The organism is Serratia sp. EC4 (assembly GCF_059652115.1).
In genome coordinates this window covers 648,162-673,535 of record NZ_JBNIDE010000002.1, presented here as the reverse complement: position 1 = coordinate 673,535, position 25,374 = coordinate 648,162, and the positions used below count along the sequence as shown (strand labels likewise).

General features: G+C 60.0%; 22 protein-coding genes. 10 read left to right on the top strand and 12 right to left on the bottom strand.

Going from position 1 to position 25,374, the window contains the following annotated elements; translation table 11 throughout:
* Positions 1 to 52: 52 nt before the first annotated feature.
* From asmA to udk, 3 genes are all read right to left on the bottom strand, one after another.
* Complete coding sequence (gene asmA / locus ACP39K_RS09970) at positions 53 to 1,885, bottom strand: outer membrane assembly protein AsmA (RefSeq protein WP_048796652.1); 1,833 nt, start codon at positions 1,883 to 1,885, stop codon at positions 53 to 55.
* 44 nt (positions 1,886 to 1,929) lie between these two features.
* Positions 1,930 to 2,511 (bottom strand): dCTP deaminase, encoded by a 582-nt coding sequence (dcd, locus tag ACP39K_RS09965; RefSeq protein WP_004938917.1) that lies wholly within the window; start codon positions 2,509 to 2,511, stop codon positions 1,930 to 1,932.
* Between the two features lie 125 nt (positions 2,512 to 2,636).
* Complete coding sequence (udk, locus tag ACP39K_RS09960; protein WP_004938922.1) at positions 2,637 to 3,278, bottom strand: uridine kinase; 642 nt, start codon at positions 3,276 to 3,278, stop codon at positions 2,637 to 2,639.
* A gap of 228 nt (positions 3,279 to 3,506) precedes the next feature.
* On the opposite strand from udk, the gene ACP39K_RS09955 reads away from it, so the two are divergent.
* Positions 3,507 to 4,136, top strand: coding sequence for a phosphatase PAP2 family protein (locus tag ACP39K_RS09955; RefSeq protein WP_033640876.1), 630 nt, complete (start codon positions 3,507 to 3,509; stop codon positions 4,134 to 4,136).
* A 44-nt stretch (positions 4,137 to 4,180) separates the two neighbouring features.
* Here ACP39K_RS09955 and apbC read toward each other — a convergent pair whose 3' ends face one another.
* Positions 4,181 to 5,293: an iron-sulfur cluster carrier protein ApbC gene (gene apbC, locus ACP39K_RS09950; RefSeq protein WP_016928441.1), complete on the bottom strand. Its 1,113-nt coding sequence runs from the start codon at positions 5,291 to 5,293 to the stop codon at positions 4,181 to 4,183.
* A 159-nt stretch (positions 5,294 to 5,452) separates the two neighbouring features.
* On the opposite strand from apbC, the gene metG reads away from it, so the two are divergent.
* The 8 genes from metG (at position 5,453) to sanA (ending at position 15,210) form a co-directional block, all read left to right on the top strand.
* On the top strand, positions 5,453 to 7,480 hold the full coding sequence (metG, locus tag ACP39K_RS09945; protein ID WP_033640877.1) for a methionine--tRNA ligase: 2,028 nt from the start codon (positions 5,453 to 5,455) through the stop codon (positions 7,478 to 7,480).
* A gap of 224 nt (positions 7,481 to 7,704) precedes the next feature.
* Positions 7,705 to 8,772 carry a sugar ABC transporter substrate-binding protein gene (locus tag ACP39K_RS09940; RefSeq protein WP_048796656.1) on the top strand — a complete coding sequence of 356 codons (1,068 nt, stop codon included), beginning with the start codon at positions 7,705 to 7,707 and terminating at the stop codon, positions 8,770 to 8,772.
* A 131-nt stretch (positions 8,773 to 8,903) separates the two neighbouring features.
* Positions 8,904 to 10,118 carry an MFS transporter gene (locus ACP39K_RS09935; RefSeq protein WP_497008461.1) on the top strand — a complete coding sequence of 405 codons (1,215 nt, stop codon included), beginning with the start codon at positions 8,904 to 8,906 and terminating at the stop codon, positions 10,116 to 10,118.
* A 138-nt stretch (positions 10,119 to 10,256) separates the two neighbouring features.
* Positions 10,257 to 10,664: a CidA/LrgA family protein gene (locus ACP39K_RS09930; protein ID WP_004938939.1), complete on the top strand. Its 408-nt coding sequence runs from the start codon at positions 10,257 to 10,259 to the stop codon at positions 10,662 to 10,664.
* Positions 10,661 to 11,356, top strand: coding sequence for a CidB/LrgB family autolysis modulator (locus tag ACP39K_RS09925; protein ID WP_016928446.1), 696 nt, complete (start codon positions 10,661 to 10,663; stop codon positions 11,354 to 11,356). The genes ACP39K_RS09930 and ACP39K_RS09925 overlap by 4 nt, the downstream gene beginning before the upstream one ends.
* Positions 11,357 to 11,493: 137 nt before the next feature.
* Positions 11,494 to 12,378 carry a cytidine deaminase gene (cdd, locus tag ACP39K_RS09920; protein ID WP_033642446.1) on the top strand — a complete coding sequence of 295 codons (885 nt, stop codon included), beginning with the start codon at positions 11,494 to 11,496 and terminating at the stop codon, positions 12,376 to 12,378.
* A gap of 221 nt (positions 12,379 to 12,599) precedes the next feature.
* Positions 12,600 to 14,297, top strand: coding sequence for an NAD-dependent malic enzyme (locus tag ACP39K_RS09915; RefSeq protein WP_004938945.1), 1,698 nt, complete (start codon positions 12,600 to 12,602; stop codon positions 14,295 to 14,297).
* A gap of 169 nt (positions 14,298 to 14,466) precedes the next feature.
* A complete protein-coding gene (gene sanA / locus ACP39K_RS09910) occupies positions 14,467 to 15,210 on the top strand; it encodes an outer membrane permeability protein SanA (RefSeq protein ID WP_033640881.1) in 744 nt (247 codons plus the stop codon).
* A gap of 126 nt (positions 15,211 to 15,336) precedes the next feature.
* Here sanA and ACP39K_RS09905 read toward each other — a convergent pair whose 3' ends face one another.
* From ACP39K_RS09905 to ACP39K_RS09870, 8 genes are all read right to left on the bottom strand, one after another.
* Entirely contained in the window at positions 15,337 to 15,729 is a 393-nt protein-coding gene (locus ACP39K_RS09905; RefSeq protein WP_033640882.1) for a tautomerase family protein, read from the bottom strand.
* 231 nt (positions 15,730 to 15,960) lie between these two features.
* Positions 15,961 to 16,971 (bottom strand): galactose/methyl galactoside ABC transporter permease MglC, encoded by a 1,011-nt coding sequence (mglC, locus tag ACP39K_RS09900; protein WP_004938953.1) that lies wholly within the window; start codon positions 16,969 to 16,971, stop codon positions 15,961 to 15,963.
* A gap of 11 nt (positions 16,972 to 16,982) precedes the next feature.
* Entirely contained in the window at positions 16,983 to 18,491 is a 1,509-nt protein-coding gene (mglA, locus tag ACP39K_RS09895; protein WP_004938959.1) for a galactose/methyl galactoside ABC transporter ATP-binding protein MglA, read from the bottom strand.
* Positions 18,492 to 18,590: 99 nt separating this feature from the next.
* On the bottom strand, positions 18,591 to 19,583 hold the full coding sequence (gene mglB, locus ACP39K_RS09890) for a galactose/glucose ABC transporter substrate-binding protein MglB (RefSeq protein WP_004938962.1): 993 nt from the start codon (positions 19,581 to 19,583) through the stop codon (positions 18,591 to 18,593).
* Positions 19,584 to 19,847: 264 nt separating this feature from the next.
* Positions 19,848 to 20,885 (bottom strand): HTH-type transcriptional regulator GalS, encoded by a 1,038-nt coding sequence (gene galS, locus ACP39K_RS09885; protein WP_016928450.1) that lies wholly within the window; start codon positions 20,883 to 20,885, stop codon positions 19,848 to 19,850.
* 127 nt (positions 20,886 to 21,012) lie between these two features.
* Positions 21,013 to 22,185: a DUF418 domain-containing protein YeiB gene (gene yeiB, locus ACP39K_RS09880; RefSeq protein WP_016928451.1), complete on the bottom strand. Its 1,173-nt coding sequence runs from the start codon at positions 22,183 to 22,185 to the stop codon at positions 21,013 to 21,015.
* 79 nt (positions 22,186 to 22,264) lie between these two features.
* Entirely contained in the window at positions 22,265 to 22,930 is a 666-nt protein-coding gene (gene folE / locus ACP39K_RS09875; RefSeq protein WP_004938969.1) for a GTP cyclohydrolase I FolE, read from the bottom strand.
* Positions 22,931 to 23,174: 244 nt separating this feature from the next.
* The gene (locus ACP39K_RS09870) at positions 23,175 to 24,332 is read right to left on the bottom strand and encodes a YbfB/YjiJ family MFS transporter (RefSeq protein ID WP_033640883.1); all 1,158 of its coding nucleotides are present in this window, start codon (positions 24,330 to 24,332) and stop codon (positions 23,175 to 23,177) included.
* Positions 24,333 to 24,437: 105 nt separating this feature from the next.
* Between ACP39K_RS09870 and ptrR the strand changes: the two genes are divergently transcribed.
* Positions 24,438 to 25,358 carry a putrescine utilization regulator PtrR gene (ptrR, locus tag ACP39K_RS09865; protein WP_079449477.1) on the top strand — a complete coding sequence of 307 codons (921 nt, stop codon included), beginning with the start codon at positions 24,438 to 24,440 and terminating at the stop codon, positions 25,356 to 25,358.
* The last annotated feature ends 16 nt before the right edge of the window (positions 25,359 to 25,374 follow it).

Sequence of the window (25,374 nt, the reverse complement as noted above, 5' to 3'; positions counted from 1 at the left end):
CGGGAAACGTCGATACTGACGCGGGCCGCAAAACGGCCCGCGTCAGGAGGGATTACAGCTTGTCGAGCAGCTTTTTCAGATCCTGACCCTCGCGCGAACCCTTGTTCTTTTCAGCCCACTTGTTCAGCGCATCCTTGGCCCGATCCTGCAGCGTTTTACGCAGCACCTGATCGACCTGCAGTTGATAATTCAGCTGTTGCCACGGCCCGTAGACCCGCAGCGGGATCGGCGTTTTTTGCAGCTGTTCGATCAGCTCGCCGCGCCCTTGCCAACCGCCGGTGACGCGCACGTTAAGCGCCATATCACACTGTTTGCCCGGCATATCGATGCTGCCGGCGCCGGTCAGCGCCAGCAAAGGCGAATCCGCCGTCAGGCCGCTGAGTTTGATCGTGCCCTGGTTCAGGGTAGCTTGCGCCGAAACATTTTTGACTTCGGTATAGCGCTGATAGCTGTCTTGACCGCGCACGCTGTTGTCATTGCGCGCCACGGCCTGTTGGATCAGTTGCTGGATGTTCAAACCGTGCAGTTGCGCATCCTGCATCGCCAGCTGCGCCGTACCGCGCCAGCGGTGCTCAAATGACTGTGAAGAGAGGCGATCGCCGGTCAGATCCCCTTTCATGCTGAACTTGCCGGTCAGCATCTGCGGCATGTCGAAAGCTTTGAGTACCGTGCCCAGCTCAATTTGGTTCAGCGTCGGTTGCACGCTGATGACCGGTTTATTGCCGCGTGCGTCGAGCGATCCCGGCAAGGAGAAATCACCGCCGGCCAAGTGCCCGGCAAGCTTGTGCAGCGTCAGCAGGCCGCGTTGATTGTCCGCGGCAACGGCCAATTGGGTGACGTTCATACCGCGATAGGTCAACTGCGCCGCTTGCAGGTTCAACTGCGCGTTGAAATCGCGCAGCGCTTCCAGGTTCTGCTGCCGATCGTCGACCTGGCTGGCGATCACCGGCGGGGCGGTTACGGCGGGCTGTTCGGCGGTATTGGTGCTGGATTGCCAGCCGGAAAGCGCGTCGAGATCGAGGTTAGCCGAATTGAGATTCACCACATAGTCCGGCACCGCCCCCAGCGTGGCGCTGATATCGCCGGCCAACTGGCTGTTGTTGGCGCTGACGTTCAGCTGGCTGACGGCAATCTGTGCCGGCGTCTGTTGATAGACCACCAGGGCATTGCCCTCGCCCTGAATGCCGCCGTTAAGAATGTCCGCCCCGGCCAGTTGATAATTGAACTGGGTCACTTTGGCGCCGATCTGGTGCGGGAACTGCTGCAGATCGATATCGGCCGTCATGCTGAAGGCCAGGTCGCGCTGATCGCGGTTGACCCGGCTGGACAGTTCAAGCTGCGCCTGCCGTTTCTCCGTTTGCTGCAGGGTAAGATTGATGTCCCGGACATTGATTTGCGCGTTGTCGGCGCGCTGCCAAATCAGCAGGCTGTCCACGACGCGCAAGTTATCGATGTCGAACTTCCAGGCCGTGTCTGCCGCATCAGCGCCGCTGCCGGCCGGCGCAATCGGGGCGTCCACTTGCGAGTGCTCTTCACTGTCGGGCGTGAGACGAATGACGGCATTTTTCAACATTACCTGTTTCACAAACAGCTGATGCGACAGCAGCGGCAACAGTTTGACGTCAAGGCGCATGTTTTCCGCGCTCACCACCGGCGCCTTGGCGCCCGGCGCGGTCAGCGTCATGCGCCCGGCCAAAATACTGAGCTGCGGCCAGATATGCCAACGCAGGTCGCCTTCAAGCGTTAGCTGGTAGCCGCTCTTCTGCTCGACCTTTTTGACCATGTAACCGCGAAAATCATTCGGATTGACCAGCAGTACCAGCGCGGACATTCCCGCCACCACGACCACCAGTAAAATCGCCAATGTCGTCAGTAATCTTCTCATGCCACCCTCTTGTCAGCGCCACACCGACGGCGCATCCCGCGCCGTTAGTCCTTGTCGATTCGACTGGCTACTGCGCCCTGCTGATCGCGATATTTTGCGTCCTGCCGGCTGTTATATGGCCGGGCCGCCGGGCCGGACAACGGCTCAAAGCTCAAGGCGCCAATCAGCATCCCCGGCCGCAGCGCCAGCGGCAGCTTGCCGGAGTTGTAAAACTCCAGCACGATGCGCCCGTGCCAGCCCGGATCGATACGGTGCGCGGTCACGTGCACCATCAGCCCCAGACGCGCCAGAGAAGAACGGCCGTCGAGCCAACCCACGAGATCGTTCGGCAGCGTCACGGATTCGAACGTCACCGCCAGGGCCAGTTCGCCGGGATGAAGGAAGAACGCCTCGCCTTCCGGCAGGACAATCTCGTCGCTCATCACGCGATCCAGCGCGGCGCTGACTTCATCTTTCGGCCCGCTGAGATCGATAAACGGTGCGGTATGGCCGCGGAACACGCGGAACTGATTGCCCAAACGGACATCTACTGTGGCCCCGTTGATGCGTTCAAGCGGCGGGCGCGGCGAAATCACCAGTTTCTCGCTATCCAGCCAGGCTTCTATATCGCGGTCGCACAGTCTCATGTCTTTCTTCTCCATCAAAACGCGTAACTAAACAAAAATTGCCACACAACGGGCGAAAGGTCTACGCCGGGGTGCAAATAGTTGGCCGTCGGCCGGAAATGCGCATTTCCGGCCATTAAGCGGCATTATTCAAAGAATTGGCTGATTTTGGCTTTCAGAATATCGATCGCGATGCGGTTTTTGCCGCCGCGCGGAACGATGATATCGGCGTATTGTTTGGAAGGTTCGATAAACTGCAGGAACATCGGGCGCACGGTCTTCTGGTATTGCGCCATCACCGAATCCATCGAGCGACCGCGCTCGTTGACGTCGCGCTTCATACGGCGCATCAGGCAGATATCCAGCGGCGTGTCGACGAAGATCGAGAAGTTCATCTCCTGGCGCAAACGGATATCCGTCAGCAGCAAGATCCCTTCCAGAATGATCACTTTTTTAGGTTCCAGGTGGACGGTTTCTTTCTTGCGCGTGTGTTCGGTGTAGCTATACAGCGGCAGCTCGATCGCCTTACCGGCCTTCAGCATCTGCAGATGCTGGAACAGCAGGTTATGATCCATGGCGCTCGGGTGGTCATAGTTGGTTTTGACCCGTTCTTCCATGGTCAGGTGAGTCTGGTCTTTATAGTAACTGTCTTCTGGAATAACGCCGATGTGCTCATCACCGACTTGCTCGCGGAGTTCGCGGTACAACGTGCTGGCGATAAGGCTTTTTCCGGAGGCAGATGCGCCAGCTATACCAATAATGACGCACTGATGCGGATTGTCAGTCATAAAATTAAAGACCTGATTTCATAGTGTGAAGGGGGGAACTAAAACGCGACAATTATAGGGAGTCGCCGGGGATTGCGCCACTGTATATTGCGCGGCGGCGGGTGAATTCGGGCTGCCACGCCACGGGCACGCGGCATTTTAAGATTCTCACGGCTAGGGCAATGCCCCGCAACAGGTTACACTCCTGCGCTGACTTAGGGACCCCGTAGTCTTTCATCGGAGAATGATGTGCTGGATTGGTATTTTTTGACTTTTTTCGGCGACAGCATGCTGCTGCTGCCCTGCGCGCTGATTCTGTTTTTATTGCTGCTCGCATCGCCCGCCACCCGCGTTGCAGGTTGGCAATGGGCGCTGATTTTCGGTTTCACCGGCGGACTGGTCTGCCTGTCCAAGTTGGCCTTTATGGGCTGGGGCATTGGTAGCGCAAGTTATGATTTCACCGGATTCAGCGGCCATTCGGCCCTCGCGGCCAGCATCTGGCCGCCGCTGCTTTGGGCTTTAACCGGTCGATTTTCCCACCCGGTGCGCAGTATCGCGCTGGTGACCGGATGGATATTGCCTTTCACCATCGGCGTGTCGCGCCTGGAAATCCGCGTGCATTCGGTATCCGAGGTCATCAGCGGGCTGATGTTAGGCTACCTGGCCAGCGCGCTGTTTTTATGGCTGCAGCGAGGGAAAGCGCGACCACAGCTTGCCTGGCCGCATTTGGCCATCGCGCTGGCCTTGCCGTTGGCGCTGATGGGACAGCGGCAGCCGGCCCCCACCCAGGGATTGCTGGAACATATCGCCAAAACGCTGGCGCAGATCGAACGCCCTTATACCCGGGCAGATTTGCACAACCCTACCCGCATCCCATAAAAAAACCCGGCGCTTAAGCCGGGTTTTTCATCGCCATAGGCAGATTACAGCGCGCGGAAGGCAATCTCCGTCGGGATCGCTTCCCCCTGCCAATACATCTGCGCGGCCACGCGGCCGGCCAGTTGACGATACATGTCGGCGAATTCGCTCTCCGGGCGGCTGATCACCGTCGGCGTACCGCGATCCAGATCTTCGCGCAGCGAGATGTGCAGCGGCATCTGCCCCAGCAGACGGCTGTTATATTTCTGCACCAGCTTCTCGGCGCCGCCAGTGCCAAAGATCGGCTCATGGTGGCCGCAGTGGCTGCAGATGTGCACGCTCATGTTTTCGACGATGCCCAGCACCGGCACATGCACTTTCTCGAACATCACGATGCCCTTGGCGGCATCCAGCAGGGCGATATCCTGCGGCGTGGTGACCACCAGCGCGCCGGTCACCGGAATGTTCTGCGACAGCGTCAGCTGAATGTCGCCGGTGCCCGGCGGCATGTCCAGCACAAGATAATCCAGATCCGGCCACAGCGTATCCTGCAGCAGCTGCATCAGCGCCTTGCTGGCCATCGGGCCGCGCCACACCATGGCGTTGTCGTCGGTCACCAGATAACCGATGGAGTTGGTCGCCAGGCCGTGCGCCATGATCGGCGCCATGTGCTGCCCGTCCGGCGAAGTCGGCCGTTCATGTTCGGTGCCCAGCATATTGGGGATCGACGGGCCGTAAATGTCGGCGTCCAGAATGCCGACCTTGGCGCCTTCGGCGGCCAGCGCCAGCGCCAGGTTGACGGCGGTGCTGGATTTCCCCACCCCGCCTTTGCCGGAGCTGACGGCGATGATGTTGCGCACGCCTTTGATCCCGGCTTGGCCGTTGGCGCGTTTCAGCGTCGTGATATCGTGTTTCAGCTTCCAGTCGATGGCGGCGGCGCCGGTCACGCGCAACAGCTCAGGGCCGACGCTCGCCTGCAGCGCTTCAAAACCGCTCTGCCAGGCAAACGGCATCGTCAGTTCGATATGCAGTACGTCGTCCAATAATGCGCAGTGATGAATAGCCTTCAGCGCGGTCAGGTTGTTTTTCAACGTCGGGTGTTCAAAGGCGGCCAGTACACCGGTCACCAGGGCGCGCAGAACTTCGGGGTTGGTCTGCTCAGGGGATTTTGCGTTCATCCCGGCTCCTTGATTTTGAATGAGTCGCTTCCGGCTAAGCATATCAGAACTGCCCGGTAGCTGGCGCGTATAACCTGTAAGAAACCGCCCTAGCAGCGAAGGGCGCGATCGGTTAACATCGAAGGCCCTTTTATTCATTACAGAAAGCAAGTTCTCACTATGGCTCAAGTCGCGAAAAAATTATTGGTGACGTGCGCGCTACCGTACGCAAATGGTTCCATCCATCTCGGCCACATGCTCGAGCACATCCAGGCGGATATCTGGGTGCGTTACCAACGAATGCGCGGCCACGAAGTGCATTTCATCTGCGCGGACGACGCGCACGGCACGCCGATCATGCTGAAAGCGCAGCAACTGGGTGTGAAACCGGAAGAAATGATCGCGGAGATGAGCCAGGAGCACCAACAGGATTTCGCCGGCTTTGGCATCAGCTATGACAACTACCATTCGACCCATAGCGATGAAAACCGTGAGCTGTCCACCCTGATTTACAGCCGCCTGAAAGAAAACGGTTTTATCAAGAACCGCACCATTTCTCAGCTGTACGATCCGGAGAAAGGCATGTTCCTGCCGGACCGTTTCGTGAAGGGCACCTGTCCTAAATGCAAATCGCCGGATCAGTACGGCGACAACTGCGAAGTGTGCGGCGCCACCTACAGCCCGACGGAACTGATCGATCCGAAGTCCGTAGTTTCCGGCGCGACGCCGGTGATGCGCGACTCGGAGCACTTCTTCTTCGATCTGCCGGCCTTCAGCGAAATGCTGCAGGCGTGGACGCGCTCCGGCGCGCTGCAAGAGCAGGTGGCGAACAAGATGCAGGAGTGGTTCGAATCCGGTCTGCAGCAGTGGGACATCTCCCGCGATGCGCCTTATTTCGGCTTCGAAATCCCGGATGCGCCGGGCAAATACTTCTACGTCTGGCTGGACGCGCCGATCGGCTACATGGGTTCCTTCAAGAACCTGTGCGACAAGCGCGGCGATCTGGACTTCGACGAGTTCTGGCGCAAAGACGCCACCACCGAGCTGTATCACTTTATCGGCAAGGACATCGTCTACTTCCACAGCCTGTTCTGGCCGGCGATGCTGGAAGGCAGCAATTTCCGCAAACCGACCAACCTGTTCGTGCACGGCTACGTGACGGTGAACGGCGCCAAGATGTCCAAATCGCGCGGCACCTTCATCAAGGCCGGCACCTACCTGCAGCATCTGGACGCCGACTGCCTGCGTTATTACTACGCCGCCAAGCTCTCTTCACGCATTGATGACATCGATCTCAATCTGGAAGACTTCGTGCAGCGCGTGAACGCCGACATCGTCAACAAGGTGGTGAACCTGGCGTCACGCAACGCCGGCTTTATCAACAAGCGCTTCGGCGGCAAGCTGGCCGACAGCCTGGCCGATCCGGCGCTGTACCAGACCTTCGTCGACGCGGCGCAGAGCATCGCCGAAGCCTACGCCGGCCGCGAGTTCAACCGCGCGATCCGCGAAATCATGGCGCTGGCCGATCTGGCCAACCGTTACGTGGATGAGCAGGCGCCGTGGGTGGTGGCGAAAGAAGAAGGCCGCGATGCCGATCTGCAGGCCATCTGCTCGATGGGCATTAACCTGTTCCGCGTGCTGATGACTTACCTGAAGCCGGTGCTGCCTTCGCTGACCGAGCGCGCCGAAGCGTTCCTCAACGCCGAGCTGAGCTGGGACGCGATCCCGCAACCGCTGCTGGGCCATCAGGTGAACGCGTTCAAAGCGCTGTTCAACCGCATCGATCTGGACAAGGTCAGCGAAATGGTCAACGCCTCGAAGGAAGACATGGCCGCCGCTAAACCGGTGACCGGTCCATTGGCCGATGATCCCATTCAGGAAACCATCACCTTCGACGACTTCGCCAAGGTGGACATGCGCATCGCCCTGATCAAGAGCGCCGACTTTGTCGAAGGCTCCGACAAACTGCTGAAACTGCAGTTGGACCTGGGCGGTGAATCGCGCCAGATCTTCTCCGGCATCCGCTCCGCTTACCCGGATCCGAAAGCGCTGGAAGGCCGCCTGACCATCATGGTCGCCAACCTGGCGCCGCGCAAAATGCGCTTCGGCATTTCAGAAGGCATGGTGATGGCGGCAGGCCCCGGTGGGAAAGAGATCTTCCTGCTGAGCCCGGACAGCGGCGCGCAGCCTGGCATGCAGGTCAAGTAATCGCGCAGATGCGTGGCATAGGGAGGGTCGAGCTTGCTCGGCCCTTTTTTTATGCCCCAATCCCCACGTTATAAGCATGAAGAAAAAGTCATAACCGCCCTGATTCCCCTGCTCGCCGCATCCGGCTATGATGCTCCGAAACCCAGAATAGACGTCCAGACAGAAAGACTGCTATAACAGACCTTCACCGGGATCGTTTCCCTGCTTTTTTGGAGCCTATAATAATGAAAAACCTCAAGACTTCGCTGCTCGCCCTCAGTCTGCTGGCCGCCCTGCCGCTGCAGGCGGCGGAAAACGCCGCCGTGCCGGCCGCCATCGCTCAACATCAGGGGCCGGTGCGCATCGCGGTGATCCGCAACCTCGGATCCGACGACAACACCACGCAATTTTTGGCGGGCGCCATTCAGGAAGGGCGCAAGCTGGGCTTCAAGGTGGACACCTTCCTCAGCAACGGCGACGATGCGCGCTTCCAGGACTTCGTCAACCAGGCTATCAGCCAGAAATATGACGGCATTATTCTCTCGCAGGGGCGAGCCCCCTATTCCACCGACCTGGTTAAACGCATCGCGGCGGCCGGCATCGCCGTCGCGGCGTTCGATACCGACGTCGGCGGCCACGTTCCCGGCGTCACCGTCTCGCAGCAGGACGACGCTTCGCTGGCTAACGCCTCGTTCGGCCAGTTGGTGAAGGATTTCAACGGCCAGGCCAACATCATCAAACTCTGGGTAGCAGGCTTCCCGCCGATGGAGCGCCGCCAGGCCGCCTATCAGCAGTTGCTGAAACAGCATCCGGGCATTCACGAGCTGGAATCGATTGGCGCGGTTTCATCCGACGTGCAGGGCGATACCGCCAATAAAGTGGGTGCGGTGCTGGCGAAATACCCGAAAGGCAAGATTGACGCCATCTGGGGCACCTGGGACGCTTTCACCCAGGGCGCTTACAAGGCGCTGAAAGAGAACGGCCGCACCGAAATCAAACTGTACAGCATCGACATCTCCAACCAGGACTTGCAGCTGATGCGCGAAGCCGGCAGCCCATGGCAGGTCAGCGTGGCGGTGGATCCGAAGCTGATCGGCGCGGTCAACCTGCGCCTGGTGGCCAACAAGATCGCCGGGGAAAGCACGCCGGACAGCTATCAATTCAAAGCGGCGGTCATTCCGCAGGCGCTGCTGCTGGCGCAGCCGGGGCCGGTCAACGTCGCCGGGCTGGCGAAGATCATCCCCGGCTGGGGCACCAGCAGCGATTTCGTTCAGCCGTGGTTCGCCACGCTGCAGGCCGAACACGGTAAATAATGCTGTTTTTGACGAGGCTGCCGACGCAGCCTCTGTTTTTAAACTAATTATCGGCTTTCCCCTTCCGTCCTCGCCAAAATACGCTATGTTATCTGCATCGCCCAATAACTGTATGCATAAACAGGCTTCGAATGAAGGGATTCCCCTCGCTGATTAACATGCTGCTGGCCAGTTCGCTGGTGTTGACCATCGGCCGCGGCGTGACGCTGCCGTTCATCACCATCTACCTCACCGAGCATTTCCATCTGCTGCCGAAGAGCGTGGGCGTGATCCTGGGCGTCAGCCTGACCCTCGGCATCCTTGCCAGCCTGTACGGCGGCTATCTGGTGGACAAATTCAGCAAGAACCGCCTGATCCTGCTGTCGATTTTATTGTTTGCGCTGAGCTTCTTAGCCATTCCCTGGATCCCGCGCCCCGGCGGCGTGATCGTGGTGCTGGCCATCTTGCATACCTGTTATTCGGTGCTAAGCATCACCATTAAGGCCTGTTTCGCCGACGGGTTGCCGGTTGAGCAGCGCATCAAGGCTTTTTCCATCAACTACACGCTGGTCAACGTCGGCTGGGCGATCGGTTCTGCGCTCGGCGTTCTGGTGGCCGGGCTTAGCCCGCTGCTGCCGTTTTATCTGTCGGGCGGATTGGCGCTGGCGACGGTGGCGGCACTGAGCCTGCGCTTGCGCGGCCGGCAACAGCGCGCAACGCCAGCCGCCGCCGCACCGGCCGCGCTCCCCAACTTCCGCCAGACGCTGACTATCCTGCGGAGCGATCGGCGGCTGATCTACTTCACCCTCGGCAGCACCCTGGGCGCCGTGGTGTTCGGTCAGTTCACCGGCTATCTGTCGCAGTATCTGATCACCGTCTCCAGCGCCGAGTTCGCCTACAAAATCATCGGGCTGGTGATGATCGTCAACGCCAGCATCGTCATCGCCCTGCAATACCTGCTCAGCCGCGGCATGCGCCAGGAAAACATGCTGCGCTGGCTGGTGCTGGGCACGCTGTTTTTCATCGTCGGGCTGCTCGGTTTCATGGCGGCCGGCCAGGCGGTCTGGCTATGGCTGGCGGCGATGGCGGTGTTTACCCTCGGCGAAATCATCGTTATCCCGGTGGAATACATGTTTATCGACTTTATCGCGCCGCCGCACCTGAAAGGCAGCTACTATGGGGTACAAAACCTCAGCGCGCTGGGCGGCGCCATCAACCCGGTGCTGTGCGGGGTGCTGCTCAGCTATGCCGCGCCGCCGTTGATGTTCGTGATGCTGATCGCCGCCGCCCTGCTCAGCCTGCTGTTTTTCTTCCTCGGCCACCGGCTGGCAGAACACGCGGCGGCGGCGGCCGAAGACGTACGCTGATCCCGCAGGCAGCGGCCAATACGGGCTGTCAACCCGCCGCTCGGGCATAGCACCCATAGCGAGAATTCATGGTGCGATCTGTGGCATGGCTCACAGTTTAATTGTATGATGAATACATCAGTTAAACGGGAAAAGACAATGGCCAACGTGCTCACACTGTGCTGGAAATACCTAAGGGCCCTGCTCCTCATCTACCTGTGTCTGTTCGTCGGCAACGCGGTGGCGGCGCTGCTGCCGTTTGCCATTCCCGGCAGCATCATCGGCATGCTGCTGCTGTTCGCCCTGCTCTCAACCCAGATTATGCCGGCCAAATGGGTTAAACCCGGCTGCCATTTGCTGATCCGCTATATGGTGCTGCTGTTCGTGCCGATCGGCGTCGGGGTGATGAAATACTACGACCAGATCGTCGCGCATCTGGGCCCGCTGGTTATCTCTTGCCTCATCAGCACGCTGATGGTGCTGGTGGTGGTCGGCTATACCTCACACTATTTTCATCGCGAGCGCCGCATCGCCGGCAAGCCCGACGACACGGAGGGCAACTCATGATCCACGAAATCTGGTGGTCGCTGCCGCTGACGCTGGCGGTCTATTTCGGCGCGCGCTGGCTGGCGCGCAAGCTGAATATGCCGCTGCTCAACCCGCTGCTGGTGTCCATGGCGGTGATCATCCCGCTGCTGCTGCTCACCGGCATTCCCTATGAGCGCTACTTTCAGGGCAGCAAAATCCTCAACGATCTGCTGCAGCCGGCGGTCGTCGCGCTGGCCTTCCCGCTCTATGAGCAGCTGCACCAAATCCGCGCACGCTGGAAGTCGATTATCACGGTGTGCTTCATCGGCAGCCTGACCGCCATGATCAGCGGCGGCGCCATCGCCCTGTGGTTGGGCGCCACGCCGGAAATCGCCGCCTCTATCTTGCCGAAATCGGTCACTACGCCGATCGCGATGGCCGTCGCGGACTCGCTCGGCGGCATTCCGGCGATCAGCGCGGTTTGCGTTATTTTCGTCGGCATCCTCGGCGCCGTGTTCGGCCACACGCTGTTCAACCTGTTGAAAATCACCACCCCCTCGGCGCGTGGCCTGGCGATGGGCACGGCTTCCCACGCGCTGGGCACCGCGCGCTGCGCGGAGATGGACTATCAGGAGGGCGCCTTCGGCTCGCTGGCGTTGGTCATCTGCGGCATCATCACCTCGCTGCTGGCGCCGTTTGTGTTTCCGGTGCTGCTGCATCTGTTCGGTTGATCAGGGTGAAACTTGCGATACATCTCGCATTTATGTATTTCATTGCATTAATTTCATTAATTAAGAGACATTAATCACACTTTAATGTCTCTGGCCTGCCTAGAATGTTATCCCGTTAACCCGTAGAGAGACTTTCTATGCATCCGCGTTTTCACACCGCTTTCAGCGCACTGCCCGCGACACTGCAATCCGCCCTGCAGCCCTATCTGGACGCGTCCGACTTTCCGGCGATGTTCACGGCCGAGCAAGCGGCGGCGATCCGTTCAGGCTGCGGGTTGGACGATGACGCGCTGGCATTCGCGCTGCTGCCGCTGGCGGCGGCCTGCTCGTTAACCCCGATATCGCATTTCCACGTCGGCGCCATCGCGCGCGGGCAAAGCGGCAATCTCTATTTCGGCGCCAATATGGAATTCAGCGGCGCGCCGCTGCAGCAATCCGTGCATGCGGAACAAAGCGCAGTGACTCACGCCTGGCTGCGCGGCGAAAAAGCGCTGGCCTCGATCACCGTCAACTATACGCCGTGCGGCCACTGCCGCCAGTTTATGAATGAGCTGAACAGCGGCGGCGCGCTGCAAATCCGTTTGCCTGGCCGCGCGCCGGCCACGCTGGCGGACTATCTGCCGGACGCCTTCGGCCCGAAAGATCTGGATGTCGCTTCACTGCTGATGGACGAGGTCAATCACGGGCATCAACTGCCGCTGAACGATGCGCTGACGCAAGCGGCGCTGGCGGCGGCCAACCGGAGCCACGCGCCGTACAGCAACGCCCACAGCGGCGTGGCGCTGGAAACGGCAGACGGCAATATCTACGCCGGCCGCTATGCGGAAAACGCCGCTTTTAACCCGAGCCTGCCGCCGCTGCAGGCCGCGCTGATCCTGCTGAACCTCTCCGGCGGCGACTGCCGGGCTATCCGTCGCGCCGTCCTGGCCGAACCGCAGGACGCGAGCATCAGCCAATGGGACGCCACCCGCGTCACCCTGGCGGCGCTGGGTTGCCAAAACGTCAGCCGCGCCGCTTTTTAAGCGCGCCACGGCGGGGCCATCCGGTTCCGCCGCTAACAGCACCGCCCGCCAAATACAATGCCCCGACGCCGCCAGAGACACTTTCTTTAGTTAAAAAATCATTTGATTGTCGATAATTACGCCAACCTGGTTCATCATCGGGCAACAAATGCTGTACATCTTCTCTTTATCTTTTAGGATCGTCGGCAATACAGTTATCTGATACGTGAAGAGTAAAACTGATGGAACTAGAATACGAAAGCAAACGCCCGCTCTACATCCCTTACGCCGGCCCGATTCTGCTGGAATTTCCGCTGCTGAACAAAGGCAGCGCTTTCACCGAGGAAGAACGTAGCCACTTTAACCTGCACGGCCTGCTGCCGGAAGCGGTGGAGACCATCGAAGAACAGGTGGAACGCGCCTACCGTCAGTATCAGGATTTCAAGAACGATAACGATAAGCACATCTACCTGCGCAACATCCAGGACACCAACGAAACCCTGTTCTACCGTCTGCTGGACTCGCACCTGAGCGAGATGATGCCGATCATCTACACCCCGACCGTCGGCGAGGCCTGCGAACACTTCTCCGATATCTATCGCCGTGCGCGCGGGTTGTTCATCTCCTACCCGAACCGCGATCGCATCGATGACATGCTGCAAAACGCCACCAAGCAGAACGTTAAGGTGATCGTGGTCACCGACGGCGAACGCATTCTCGGCCTGGGCGACCAGGGCATCGGCGGCATGGGCATCCCAATCGGCAAGCTGTCGCTGTATACCGCCTGCGGCGGCATCAGCCCGGCCTATACCCTGCCGGTGGTGCTGGACGTCGGCACCAACAACCCGCAACGCCTCAACGATCCGCTGTACATGGGCTGGCGCCATCCACGCATCTCCGGCGAGGAATATCACGCCTTCGTCGAAGAGTTTATTCAGGCGGTCAAACGCCGCTGGCCGAACGTCCTGCTGCAGTTCGAAGACTTCGCGCAGAACAACGCCACCCCGTTGTTGAACCGCTACCGCGACGAGATTTGCTGCTTCAACGACGACATTCAGGGCACCGCCGCGGTCACCCTCGGCAGCCTGATCGCCGCCAGCCGCGCCGCCGGCAGCCAGCTGCGCGATCAGACCGTCACCTTCCTCGGCGCCGGTTCCGCCGGCTGCGGCATCGCCGAGCAGATCATCGCGCAGATGAAGTCCGAAGGGTTGAGCGAAGACGAAGCGCGCGCCCGCGTGTTCATGGTTGACCGTTTCGGCCTGCTGACCGACAAACTGCCGAACCTGCTCGACTTTCAGAGCAAGCTGGTGCAGAAGAGCGACAATCTGGCCGGTTGGGAAACCGCCAGCGACGCCATCTCGCTGCTGGACGTGGTGCGCAACGCCAAGCCGACCATTCTGATCGGCGTGTCCGGCCAGCCGGGGCTGTTTACCGAAGAGCTGATCCGCGAGATGCACAAGCACTGCGAACGCCCTATCGTGATGCCGCTGTCCAACCCGACCTCGCGCGTGGAAGCCCGTCCGGAAGACATCATCAACTGGACCGACGGCGCCGCACTGGTGGCGACCGGCAGCCCGTTCGCGCCGGTAAGCTATAAAGAGCAGCTGTACCCGATCGCCCAGTGCAATAACTCCTACATCTTCCCGGGGATCGGTCTGGGCGTGCTGGCCTCCGGCGCCACTCGCGTCACCGATGCCATGCTGATGGCCGCTAGCCGCGCGCTGGCGGACTGTTCGCCGCTGGCCACCGACGGCCACGGCGCGCTGCTGCCGAATATCGACGATATTCAGGGCGTGTCGAAGTGCATCGCCATGGAAGTGGGTAAAGCCGCCCAGCTGCAGGGCGTGGCGATCGTCACCTCCGAAGATGCGCTGTCGAAAGCCATCGAGCACAACTTCTGGCGGCCGCAGTACCGCAGCTACAAGCGCACCTCGTTCTGAATGGTGAGCTGAAATGACCCAGCCCGGCTCCGCCGGGCTTTTTTGTGCGGCAAAACCGCCGAAAAATGCGGCGGCGCGCGTGCTTCAGGCGGTTCGCGTCTTGCGTCGGTCGGTCAGGTAAAGTAGCCTTGATCCATCTTTTTCAGCCCGGCGCGCGTAAGGCAACAACATGTGGAAACGCCTGATCATCAGCCTGTTCATCATCATTGCGGTGTTGATGGGTTCGGCTATTGCGCTCGATCGCTGGATCAGTTGGAAAACCGCGCCTTACGTCTACGACGAACTGCAGGAATTGCCGCACCGCCAGGTCGGCGTGGTGCTCGGCACCGCCAAGTATTACCGCACCGGAGTGATCAACCAGTACTACCGTTACCGCATTCAGGGGGCGATCAACGCCTATAACAGCGGCAAGGTGAAATACCTGCTGCTGAGCGGCGACAACGCCCAGCAAAGCTATAACGAACCGATGACCATGCGGCGCGATCTGATCGCCGCCGGCGTGGCGCCGAGCGATATCGTGCTGGACTACGCCGGTTTCCGCACCCTGGACTCCATCGTGCGCACCCGCAAGGTGTTCGACACCAACGATTTCATCATCATCACCCAGCGCTTCCACTGCGAGCGCGCGCTATTCATCGCCCTGCACATGGGCATTCAGGCGCAGTGTTACGCGGTGCCGTCGCCGAAAGACATGATGACGGTGCGCGCCCGCGAGATCTTTGCTCGCCTGGGCGCGCTGACCGATCTGTACATCCTCAAGCGCGAACCGCGCTTCCTCGGCCCGCTGATCCCAATCTCCGCCATGCACACCGTGCCGGAAGACGCCCAGGGCTATCCCGCCGTGTCACCGGAACAGTTGGTTGAGCTGGAGCACAAGCTGAAAGAAGAGAAGCAGAGAACCAAACAGCCTTAATCATCCGGCAGAGGGTTTGACACCCGCCTCGGCAATACGCTAAAAGGGCGTATTATCCGAGAGAAAACAAAGTGTTAACGAATACCGGATGATTTGCGTAAAGCGCTCTCTACGTACGCTGACAGCTTATTGCGGCATTGAAAGCGGGGATGCCCTTCTGCCACCGCCGAATGAACTATTCAAACGGTCCAATTCAATGAAGAGGACCATCAGATCATTACTGTCCAGTCCAATCAGGGCGAGTTCCTGTACCAGTGATTGCAAGAGCAATTGTTTGCGGGCGTCAGGGGAACCAGAGGAAAGCATGGCTTCAATCAACACGAAGTTGGCGCTGCGGGGGGAATCCAGGTCAGGATAAGTGGGATCCACATATAAATCGTCTTCCTCAAGACGGATAAAGCGCTGGAATTGATCGTTCGCAGGATAGCCGGTTTTTACTACCGCCGCGTGAATAGCTGATGAAATTCTTTTCTTATCAAGCGTATTACGACTTTTCAGCGTAATGGTAAATACAGGCATAGTTTGCTCCCCGGAAACGGTAGGTGAAACAAGTTTACTGACTTCATACCGCGTTGGTAGCCCGAAAACTGTGTCACGCTGTAACCAATCCAGCCTAAGATCAGGCGATATCCCGAGATACCTCGCCAGCCATTGCCAAATAATGCCTTATTATTTTGCCTGGCACCGTACAGCGCCCCAACGTAACAAGGCCGGCAATAGGCCGGCCCTGTTGTCTGTACTGCGGTAAACCTACTTCTTCTTGGCGTATTTCAACGAGTCCAGCGCCACGGCGAAGATGATGATGCTGCCCTTGATGATGTACTGCCAGTACGGGTTGATGCCGATATAGGTCAGGCCGTAGTTGATGACGGTAAAGATGATCACCCCGGTCACCACGCCCCACACCGTACCCACCCCGCCGGCGAAGGAGACGCCCCCCACCACGCAGGCGGCGATGGCGTCCAGCTCATACATAAAGCCGAGGTTATTGGTGGCGCTGCCGATGCGTCCCGCTTCCAGCAAGCCGCCGAAGGCGTAGAACACGCCGGACAGCGCATAGATCATGATCAGGTTCAACGGCACGTTGACCCCGGACACCTTGGCCGCTTCCGGGTTGCCGCCGATGGCGAAGATGTTCTTGCCGAAGCGGGTCTTGGTCCACAGGATCCAGACGAATATGATGGCGATCAGCGCGTAAAAGGTGATGTAGGACAGCTTAAAGTCGCCGAAGCGCAAGAAGCCCTGGGCAAAGGTGGAAAACTTCGGATCGAAACCCGCGACCGGCGACGCGCCGACCGAATCGTAATACAGCGAGTTGATGCCGTAGACGATGATCATGGTGCCCAAGGTGGTGATGAACGGCGTCACGTTGAGATAGGCGATAATCAGGCCGTTAACCAGGCCGATCACCGCGCCGACCGCGCACACCAGCAGGATGACCAGGGGAATCGACCAGGTTTCCATGTGCGGGAATACCTTGTTGACGTTATCCATCGATTGCAGCAGCGTGGCCGCCACCACCGCCGCCAGCCCTACCTGCCGCCCGGCGGACAGGTCGGTGCCCTGAGTCACGATCAGCCCCGCCACGCCCAGCGCGATGATGATGCGCACCGAAGACTGCGTCAGGATGTTGCTCAGGTTCATCAGGCTGAGGAAGGTAGGATCCTGAATGATGATGATGGCCAACAGCACCAGCAACACCACGTAAATGCCGCCTTCCTTGAAATAGGTAAATAAGGTTTTTTTATTTAGCGCGTTCATAATTCCGATCCTTAAAGGTGCAGGGAGGCGAGACGTAAGATTTCATTTTGCGAGGTCTGTTTGGTGTTAACGATGCCCGCAACCTGACCATTGCTCATCACCAAAATACGGTCGGTGATCCCCAAAAGCTCCGGCATTTCGGACGAGACGATAATGATCCCCTTGCCCTTCTTCGCCAGTTCGGTCATCAGTTGATAAATCTCGAACTTGGCGCCCACGTCGATGCCGCGCGTCGGTTCATCCAGCATTAGGATCTCCGGCTGCGTCAGCAGCCAGCGGCCGATGATCACCTTCTGCTGGTTGCCGCCGGACAGCGAGCCGATATGGGTGTGATGCCCCGGCGTTTTCACCCGCATGGCGTCGATCACCCACTGGGTGTCGCTCTTCATCCGCGCGTTATCCAGCAGGCCGAGCTTGTTTTTATAATTGCGAATGTTGGAGATCAGCGAGTTGAAGCCCACATCGAGGTAAGCGTAAATCCCGGTGGATCGGCGCTCTTCGGTCACCAGCGCAAAACCGTGGTTAATCGCTTCGTTGGCGCTGTGGTTATCGATCGCTTTCCCGTGCAGCTTGATGGTGCCCGCCACCTTTTCGCGAATGCCGAACAGGGTCTCGACGATATCGGTGCGTTTGGCGCCCACCAGCCCGGCGATGCCGAGGATCTCCCCTTGATGCAGATCGAAGGACACATCGCGGATCGAAGGCTGGCGCAGCGACGTCAGGTTTTTCACCTCGAGGATCACCTCACCCGGCGTGTTTTGCCTGTCGGGGAAGCGCTGGCTCAGCGAGCGGCCGACCATCATGGCGATGATCTTGTCCATATCCAGCCCTTCCAGCGGCTGGGTGGCAATCCACTGGCCGTCGCGCAGCACCGTTATCTCGTCACACAGCTGGAAGATCTCCTCCATCTTGTGCGAGATATAGACGATGCCGCAGCCGCGTTCTTTCAGCTTGCGGATGATGGTGAACAGGTGATTGACCTCTTTCTCCGTCAGCGAAGAGGTCGGTTCATCCATGATGACGATCTTGGCGTCGTAGGAAAACGCCTTGGCGATCTCGATCATCTGCATCTGCGACACCGACAGGTTGCCCACCTTTTCGCGCGGGTTGATGTCGATATCCAGCTCGTCGAAGATCGCCTGGGTGTCTTTGAACATCTTGTCCTGATCGACGAACAGGCCTTTGGTCGGATAGCGCCCCAGCCACATGTTGTCCATCACGGTGCGTTGCAGCACCAGGTTCAGCTCCTGATGCACCATCGAAACGCCGTGTTCCAGCGCTTCCTTCGAGCTCTTGAAATCGATTTCCCGGCCCTGAAATACAATGCTGCCGCTGTCTTTTTTGTAAATGCCGAACAGGCATTTCAACAACGTCGATTTCCCCGCGCCGTTCTCCCCCATCAGGGCGTGAATCGAGTGCGGACGGACGCGTAAATTGACATTGTCCAAGGCTTTGACGCCGGGAAATGACTTACAGATATCCGTCATTTCCAGCAAAAATTCGCGTGAGCTATCGGCCATAAATACACCTGGCTTAACGATCTTGCAGTCGTAAACATCCCCGCCGGCGGTATCCCTGGTGTTGGCGCCGCAGGCGGGGTCTTAGCGGGATCTCAATTCTTATTTAACAAACTGAGACAGGTTGTCTTTATCTACGCCGACGTAAGGAATACGCACGACTTTATTTTCGATTTTATATTGGGTGCCTTCGGTGGCCGGCTTGCCCGCCGCCAGGTTTTTCGCCAGCTCGAAGGTGGCCTTCGCCTGGTTGTCGGCGTCGTTCAGCACCGTGCCCGCCATCGCGCCGGATTTCACCAGCGCCAGCGCTTCAGGCAGCGCATCGACGCCGAACACCGGAATACTGGTCTTGTTGTGCGCTTTCAGCGCTTCCACCGCGCCCATCGCCATGGCGTCGTTGTTGGCGATCACCACTTCGATCTTGTTGGCGTTCGGGCCGGAGAGCCAGGCATCCATCTTGTCTTTCGCCTGCGCGGTATCCCACATCGCGGTATCCATCTGCAGCTGCTGGGTCTTGATGCCTTTTTCGTTCAGCGTTTTCACCACGTAGGTGGTGCGCGCTTCGGCATCCGGGTGGCCCGGCTCGCCTTTCAGCAACACGAACTGGATCTGGCCGTCTTTGTTCAGATCCCAGGCCGGGTTGGCTTGCCAGTGTTTGGCGATCAGTTCGCCCTGGATCACGCCGGACTCTTTGGAGTCGGTGCCGACGTAATATGCCTTGTCATAGCTGTCCAACGCCTTGCGGGAAGGTTCTTTGTTGTAGAACACCACCGGGATATCGTTTGCGCGCGCCTTATCGATAACCACCGGCGCCGCGGCCGGGTCGACCAGGTTGATCGCCAGCGCTTTCACGCCTTTGGCCAGCAGCACGTCGATCTGATCGTTCTGCTTGGACTGGTCGTTCTGCGAGTCATTCATCAACAGGGTAACGTCCGGTGAAGCCTTGGCGTCTTTCTCGATCGCCTTGCGCACCACCGACATGAAGTTGTCGTCGTATTTGTAAATCGTGACGCCAATACGGGTGTCAGCATGGGCTGCGGCGCCAAACATCATGGCTGCGGCCATGGCGGCCAGGGTGAAAACCTTCTTATTCATTGTCAGTCTCCGGTTCTGTGTAGGGTATTACTCGTCTTTGAGCCAATGGTCACCGGCAGTGCGCACACCCCAGGCCTGGCGATTTCCACTCAACACCTGTCGTCCGTGGATCTTGTTATTTCCGAGAAATGCTGTGTCAGCGCGAGATAAAGGTTGCAGCGGCAAGGGCCTTTGCGCCGGAAAACGCCTAGAGCATAGACGGCGCGATGTTAATATTCTGTGAATTTTCTCACAGATTGAAAACGGTTACACAAGATTAAATCGTCAGAGAGTGACCGTCGCCTCACTTTGCCAGGGGGCGACAGAATGGCGCCGCACCAGCGTCGGCATGAACAGATGACCGGCCTGCGGCTCCGCCAGGCCTGCTGCGCCCTGCAATGCCAGCTCGGTGGCCAGCGTGGCCATCGAGACGATCGGGTAGCGCACCGTGGTGAGTTTGGGGCTGGTGTAACGCGCGATGGGGATGTCGTCGAAGCCGATCAGCGAGAAATGCTGCGGCACCGTGATACCGTTTTCTTTCAACACCGCCATAGCGCCGGCGGCCATGGCGTCGTTGTAGGCGAACACTGCGCTCAGCTGTAAGTTGCGCCCCAGCAGCTCCACCATCGCCGCCTCGCCGCCCTGCAGATCCGGCGAACCATAGGCACGCCAGTTGTCGGGCGTGGCCAGCCCGGCGGCGGCCATCGCCTGCGCATAGCCCTGCTGGCGCAGCGGCCCGTCTTCGATCGGGTGATTGGAGCCCAGATAGCCGATGCGCCGATGGCCCTGCGACAGCAAAAGACGCATCGCCATTTCTGCGCCGCAGACGTTATCCAGCCCGACGCAGCGCGGCTCATAGCCGGGGATAATCCGGTTGATCAGCACCATGCCCGGCACCTGCTCCAGAAAACCGATCAGCTCGGCGTCGCTCAGGGCTTTGGCGTGAACAATCAGGGCGTTACAGCGTTGGCGGATCAGCACTTCGATCGCGTGGCGCTCTTTGTCCGCCTGATGATAGCTGTTGCCGATCAGCAGATACTTGTGGTGTTTCTGCGCCACCGTGTCTACCGCTTTCACCAGCGCGCCGAAGAACGGATCGGAGACGTCCATCACCACCACGCCCAGGGTATCGCTGCTTTGGGTCGCCAACGCCTGCGCGTTGGCGTTGGGGCGATAGCCCAGATCCGCCACCGCCTGCAGCACCTGCTCGCGCGTCTCTTTGCTGGTCAGCGCGCTGTGGTTCAGCACGCGGGAGACGGTCGCCACGGAGACCCCGGCGCGTTTCGCCACGTCGCGAATGGTGATCGGATGAACTGGAGGCATGCGGGATCCTGAAATCGGGGTTGTGGCCGGTGGCGCTATCCTACCCCGATTGGCCCGCTGCTCTGCGTGAATTACGTCACAGGAAAGAAAACGTTTACATACATTTTTTTAACCTGCCGACGGGCGCTCACTTCAGCGTCCTGGGTTCCGCTGCGCCGGCGGCCAGCTGCGTCAGCTTGCGCCACAGCCATTCCATCGGCCCCTGCTCGAAGTAACGCAGCCACAGTGCGGAAAACGCCAGGTTGGTCAGCCAGACCAGCGGCACGAACGCCAACAGCTGCAGCCGGTCAAACTGCTCATAGAGGCCGAAACGATAAAACAGCGTGGTGCAGATCAGCGTTTGCAGCAGGTAGTTGCTCAACGCCATACGCCCCACCAGGGTCAGCCAGCGGGCGATGCGCAGGCGCGACAGTGCAGGCCAAAAACCGTAACACAGCGCCAGATAGCCCATCGCCTGCAGCGGTGCGCCCAGCTCGCGCGGGACCTGCAGCAGGAAACCGCTCCAGCGATAGTCCCACTGCACCTGCCATTGCAGCGCCACCGCCGGCAGCTGGATCAGCACCGAAAGCGGCAGCAGCCACGCCGCCTGCCGCAGGTAATAGCCGGATGAGTAGCTGCCGCGCAGCCAGCCGCTGCGCATCAGCCCGGCGCCGAACAGCATCAGCCCCGCCAGCTCCCAGCCATACTGCGCGCCGATGGCCAGCAGGCTGGAGGAGAGCAAATCGGCGCGGCTACGCCAGGCTTCGAAACCGCCCTGCAGCTTCCAGAACTTCTCGTACTGCAACTCCGCCACGCCCGGCTGCCAGAAGCTGCCCGGCTCACCGTGCGAGACGAAGCCGAGCAGCAGCAGCACCGCCACGCCAATCAAGTACAGCACCACGCCGGTTTTCAGCAGTTGGACGGTTTCTTTGGCTTCGCGGATCATGCGCCAGCACACCAGGCCGATCAGCCCGTAGGCCAGCAGAATGTCGCCGTCCCACAGGAAGATCGCGTGTGCGAGGCCGAACAGCACCAGCCACGACAAGCGCGCGCGGATCCAGCTTTTGCCGCGCCGCAGCAGCATTTGCAGCCCGGCGCCGAACAGCAGCGCGAACATCGCCAGGAACTTGGCCTGGGCGAAGAGATCGAGCAGCGCCCAGGTCCAGGCGTCGCGCGATGACGGCATCCCCAAATAGGCCGGGTTGAGGTAGGCGGCCTTCGGCAAGCCGAAAGCGCTGATGTTCAGCAATAAAATGCCGAGGATGGCGATGCCGCGCACGCAGTCCAGCGTGGCGATGCGCGGCAGAGGATGACTGTTCATTTTTTATCGCTGTCTTCCGCTCATGAAAAAGGCGCCCGCAGGCGCCTGTTGTCGTCTTGCGGGTCGCCCCGCAACGCCATCACCCCTGGTGATGACGCACCGCACGCAGGAACTCCTGGCGGGTATTCTGGCTGGACTTGAACAGCCCCCCCAGCGAGGTGGTGGTGGTGGCGCTGGTCGCGTCACGAATGCCGCGCGCCTTGACACAATAATGGACCGCATCGATCGATACCGCCACGTTATTGGTGCCGAGCAGAGTCTGCAGCGCGACCAGGATCTGCTGGGTCAGGCGCTCTTGCACCTGCGGACGCTGGGAGAAGAACTGCACGATGCGGTTGATCTTCGACAGGCCGATCACCGAGTCTTTCGGGATATAGGCCACGGTAGCCTTGCCGTCGATGGTCACGAAGTGGTGTTCACAGGTGCTGGTCAGTGTGATATCACGCACCGTCACCATCTCATCCACCTTCATCTTGTTTTCGATGACGGTGATTTTCGGGAAGTTGGCGTAGTCCAGCCCGGAGAAGATCTCGTCGACATACATTTTGGCGATGCGATGCGGCGTTTCCGCCAGGCTGTCATCGGACAGATCGAGATTCAGCAGCTGCATGATTTCGGTCATGTGCTCTTTGATGCGACGCTTGCGCGTTTCGCGATCCAGCACTTCCCCGCGCAGCGGCGTCTCCAGACCACGCTCTTCCAGTGCCGCATGCACCAGCGCGGCTTCTTTACTTAATGATGTCATGTATTTGTTCTCCTGCGGACGGAACCCGCCGGCGGCCTGGTAGGGCGTGCGGCCGGCGAATTGCTTGCTCTCGTGACGGCAGAGTTTTCGTGGTGGATAACGTGAACCCGGTCAAGATTTTGCCCCCACTGTAGATGAGAGCGCGGCGATTATCCAGCGATAGTGCTTCATCCGCAGGTGAAATATTCGCATTTAGCACAATCGGGCCGGCTGCGGGTTTCCATGCTTTTTGTATGGATTTTAATCACCGAGTCGCCGTTTTTTGCGCCAACCGCCGCGCCGGGGTATTCACCACCAGCCCCCCGGCCGCCAACAGCGCCGCCACCGCCACATACAGCGCCGGCTCCAGTCGATGGGTCATGGCGGTCGACAGCGCCGACAACATCGGCCCGACCAGTTGGCCGATCGCATAACCGGTGGTCAACAGTCCGGCCATGTAACGTGCATGACGCGGCGCCAGCTCACGCCCGTGCTGAAGAGCAAGTTGCACCACGCAGAGGAAACCGCCGCCGGTCAGCAACGCCCCGAGCGCCAGGCCGGCCACGCCCGGCACCACTTCGGCGCTCAGCACGCCCACCGCCTGTATCCACAGCGTGATCGCCAACCGGGTCTGGGTGGTCAGCCGATGGCGGGTCAGAATGCCGATGACAATCCCCAGCACCGCCGCACCGCCGAACACCGGCCAGACGAACTGCGCGAACAGGCTGGCGGGAAACCGCGCCGCCGCCATCTGCGACAAAAAGGTCGCCGGCAGGATGTAGCCGAAGCCGGCCAGACTGTAGCTCCACACCAGGCGTTTGAGCGCCGGCGTCAGCAGCAGCGGCTCCGGGGCCACGTCCGGGCGATGCAGCTCGCCGCTGCGCGGCAGAAAGGCGCTAATCCCCCCGACCAGCACCAGCGCCAGCCCGCCATACACCAGCCAGGCCTGCGCCGCCGTCAGCCCCAGCGCGTTGATGCCCACCGCCAGCATGCCGCTGAGGAAGATACCGGCGCCCGGCCCGGCGAACACCGCCGCGCTCAGCGCCGGCCGGCCGTAGTGCGCCAACCGCTCGTTGGTCCAGGCCGCCACCAGCACCATCGCCCAGCCGCTGGCCCAGCCGATGACGAAGCGCAGCGCGCCGTGCGTCCATTCATCCTGCGCCAGCGCCGACAGCAACGTCAGCGCCATCGCGCCCCATACGCCCAGCCACAGGCGCCGCTCGACGTGGCGCGTGGCGCGCATCGCGTCGTAGGCGCCGCACAGGTAGCCCAAATAGTTGATCGCCGCCACCAGCCCGGCGCCGGTCAGGCTGAACTGATGTTCCGCGATCATCAGCGGCACCTGCGGGGTGAAAGCGAAGCGGCCAATGCCCATCGCAACGATCAGCGCGGCAAACCCGCTCAAGGCAATACGTAAAGCCATACCGGTATCCAAAAGGTTAAAAGAAAGTTGCCAGTATCATGCCGCAGTATTAAACTCACAAAAACTGAATAATACTAATCAAGTTCATCACGAAACGAGAACATTATGGATCTGACCCAGCTTCGCATGTTCTGCTGCGTAGCGGAAACCGGCTCGGTCGCCCGCGCCGCCGAGCAGCTGCACCGCGTGCCGTCGAATCTGACCACCCGGCTGCGCCAGCTCGAGCAGGAGCTGGGCGCCGATCTGTTTATCCGCGAAAAACAGCGCCTGCGCCTGTCGCCGATGGGCCATAACTTTCTGTGCTACGCCAACCGCATCCTGGCGCTGAGCGACGAGGCGATGAGCATCACCCACGCCGGCGAACCGGCGGGCAATTTCGCCCTCGGTTCGATGGAAAGCACCGCCGCCACCCGCCTGCCCTCGCTGTTGGCGGCTTACCACCAGCGCTTCTCGCAGGTTTCACTGTCGCTGACCACCGGCACCTCCGGCGAAATCGCCGATCGGGTGCGCGCCGGCACGTTGGCGGCCGCCCTGGTCGACGGGCCGGTGCCTTATGACGAGTTGAACGGCTGTATCGCCTATCCTGAACATATGGTGGTGATCTCCTGTCTCGATCACGCGCCGATCCACAGCGCCAAAGACGCCAACGGCGAAACGCTGTTCGCCTTTCGCGCCAGCTGCTCCTACCGCCTGCGGCTGGAAGCCTGGTTCAAGCGCGAAGGCGCGCGGCCGGGGCAGATTATGGAGATCCAGTCCTATCACGCCATGCTGGCCTGCGTCGCCAGCGGCGCCGGGCTGGCGATGATCCCGCATTCGGTGCTCAGCCTGCTGCCGGGCCATGAGCGGGTCCGGGTTCACGCCCTGCCGCCGGACGTGGCCGACACCGCCACCTGGCTGCTGTGGCGCCGCGACGCGTTCGGGCCAAACGTGCGCGCGCTGAAAGAATTGATTATTGAACAGACGGAAACCGCCGCTGTTGATGAAAGCACCCCCAACAATTTAACAGACGTTAGCGATATCGCCTGATTTAAAAGAAAACCAC

What these genes read in the sequence shown, in the direction of transcription:
- asmA (WP_048796652.1), bottom strand. Translation starts at nt 1,885, where the DNA reads ATGAGAAGATTACTGACGACATTGGCGATTTTACTGGTGGTCGTGGTG.
- dcd (WP_004938917.1), bottom strand. Translation starts at nt 2,511, where the DNA reads ATGAGACTGTGCGACCGCGATATAGAAGCCTGGCTGGATAGCGAGAAA.
- udk (WP_004938922.1), bottom strand. Translation starts at nt 3,278, where the DNA reads ATGACTGACAATCCGCATCAGTGCGTCATTATTGGTATAGCTGGCGCA.
- apbC (WP_016928441.1), bottom strand. Translation starts at nt 5,293, where the DNA reads ATGAACGCAAAATCCCCTGAGCAGACCAACCCCGAAGTTCTGCGCGCC.
- metG (WP_033640877.1), top strand. Translation starts at nt 5,453, where the DNA reads ATGGCTCAAGTCGCGAAAAAATTATTGGTGACGTGCGCGCTACCGTAC.
- ACP39K_RS09940 (WP_048796656.1), top strand. Translation starts at nt 7,705, where the DNA reads ATGAAAAACCTCAAGACTTCGCTGCTCGCCCTCAGTCTGCTGGCCGCC.
- ACP39K_RS09935 (WP_497008461.1), top strand. Translation starts at nt 8,904, where the DNA reads ATGAAGGGATTCCCCTCGCTGATTAACATGCTGCTGGCCAGTTCGCTG.
- ACP39K_RS09930 (WP_004938939.1), top strand. Translation starts at nt 10,257, where the DNA reads ATGGCCAACGTGCTCACACTGTGCTGGAAATACCTAAGGGCCCTGCTC.
- ACP39K_RS09925 (WP_016928446.1), top strand. Translation starts at nt 10,661, where the DNA reads ATGATCCACGAAATCTGGTGGTCGCTGCCGCTGACGCTGGCGGTCTAT.
- cdd (WP_033642446.1), top strand. Translation starts at nt 11,494, where the DNA reads ATGCATCCGCGTTTTCACACCGCTTTCAGCGCACTGCCCGCGACACTG.
- ACP39K_RS09915 (WP_004938945.1), top strand. Translation starts at nt 12,600, where the DNA reads ATGGAACTAGAATACGAAAGCAAACGCCCGCTCTACATCCCTTACGCC.
- sanA (WP_033640881.1), top strand. Translation starts at nt 14,467, where the DNA reads ATGTGGAAACGCCTGATCATCAGCCTGTTCATCATCATTGCGGTGTTG.
- ACP39K_RS09905 (WP_033640882.1), bottom strand. Translation starts at nt 15,729, where the DNA reads ATGCCTGTATTTACCATTACGCTGAAAAGTCGTAATACGCTTGATAAG.
- mglC (WP_004938953.1), bottom strand. Translation starts at nt 16,971, where the DNA reads ATGAACGCGCTAAATAAAAAAACCTTATTTACCTATTTCAAGGAAGGC.
- mglA (WP_004938959.1), bottom strand. Translation starts at nt 18,491, where the DNA reads ATGGCCGATAGCTCACGCGAATTTTTGCTGGAAATGACGGATATCTGT.
- mglB (WP_004938962.1), bottom strand. Translation starts at nt 19,583, where the DNA reads ATGAATAAGAAGGTTTTCACCCTGGCCGCCATGGCCGCAGCCATGATG.
- galS (WP_016928450.1), bottom strand. Translation starts at nt 20,885, where the DNA reads ATGCCTCCAGTTCATCCGATCACCATTCGCGACGTGGCGAAACGCGCC.
- yeiB (WP_016928451.1), bottom strand. Translation starts at nt 22,185, where the DNA reads ATGAACAGTCATCCTCTGCCGCGCATCGCCACGCTGGACTGCGTGCGC.
- folE (WP_004938969.1), bottom strand. Translation starts at nt 22,930, where the DNA reads ATGACATCATTAAGTAAAGAAGCCGCGCTGGTGCATGCGGCACTGGAA.
- ACP39K_RS09870 (WP_033640883.1), bottom strand. Translation starts at nt 24,332, where the DNA reads ATGGCTTTACGTATTGCCTTGAGCGGGTTTGCCGCGCTGATCGTTGCG.
- ptrR (WP_079449477.1), top strand. Translation starts at nt 24,438, where the DNA reads ATGGATCTGACCCAGCTTCGCATGTTCTGCTGCGTAGCGGAAACCGGC.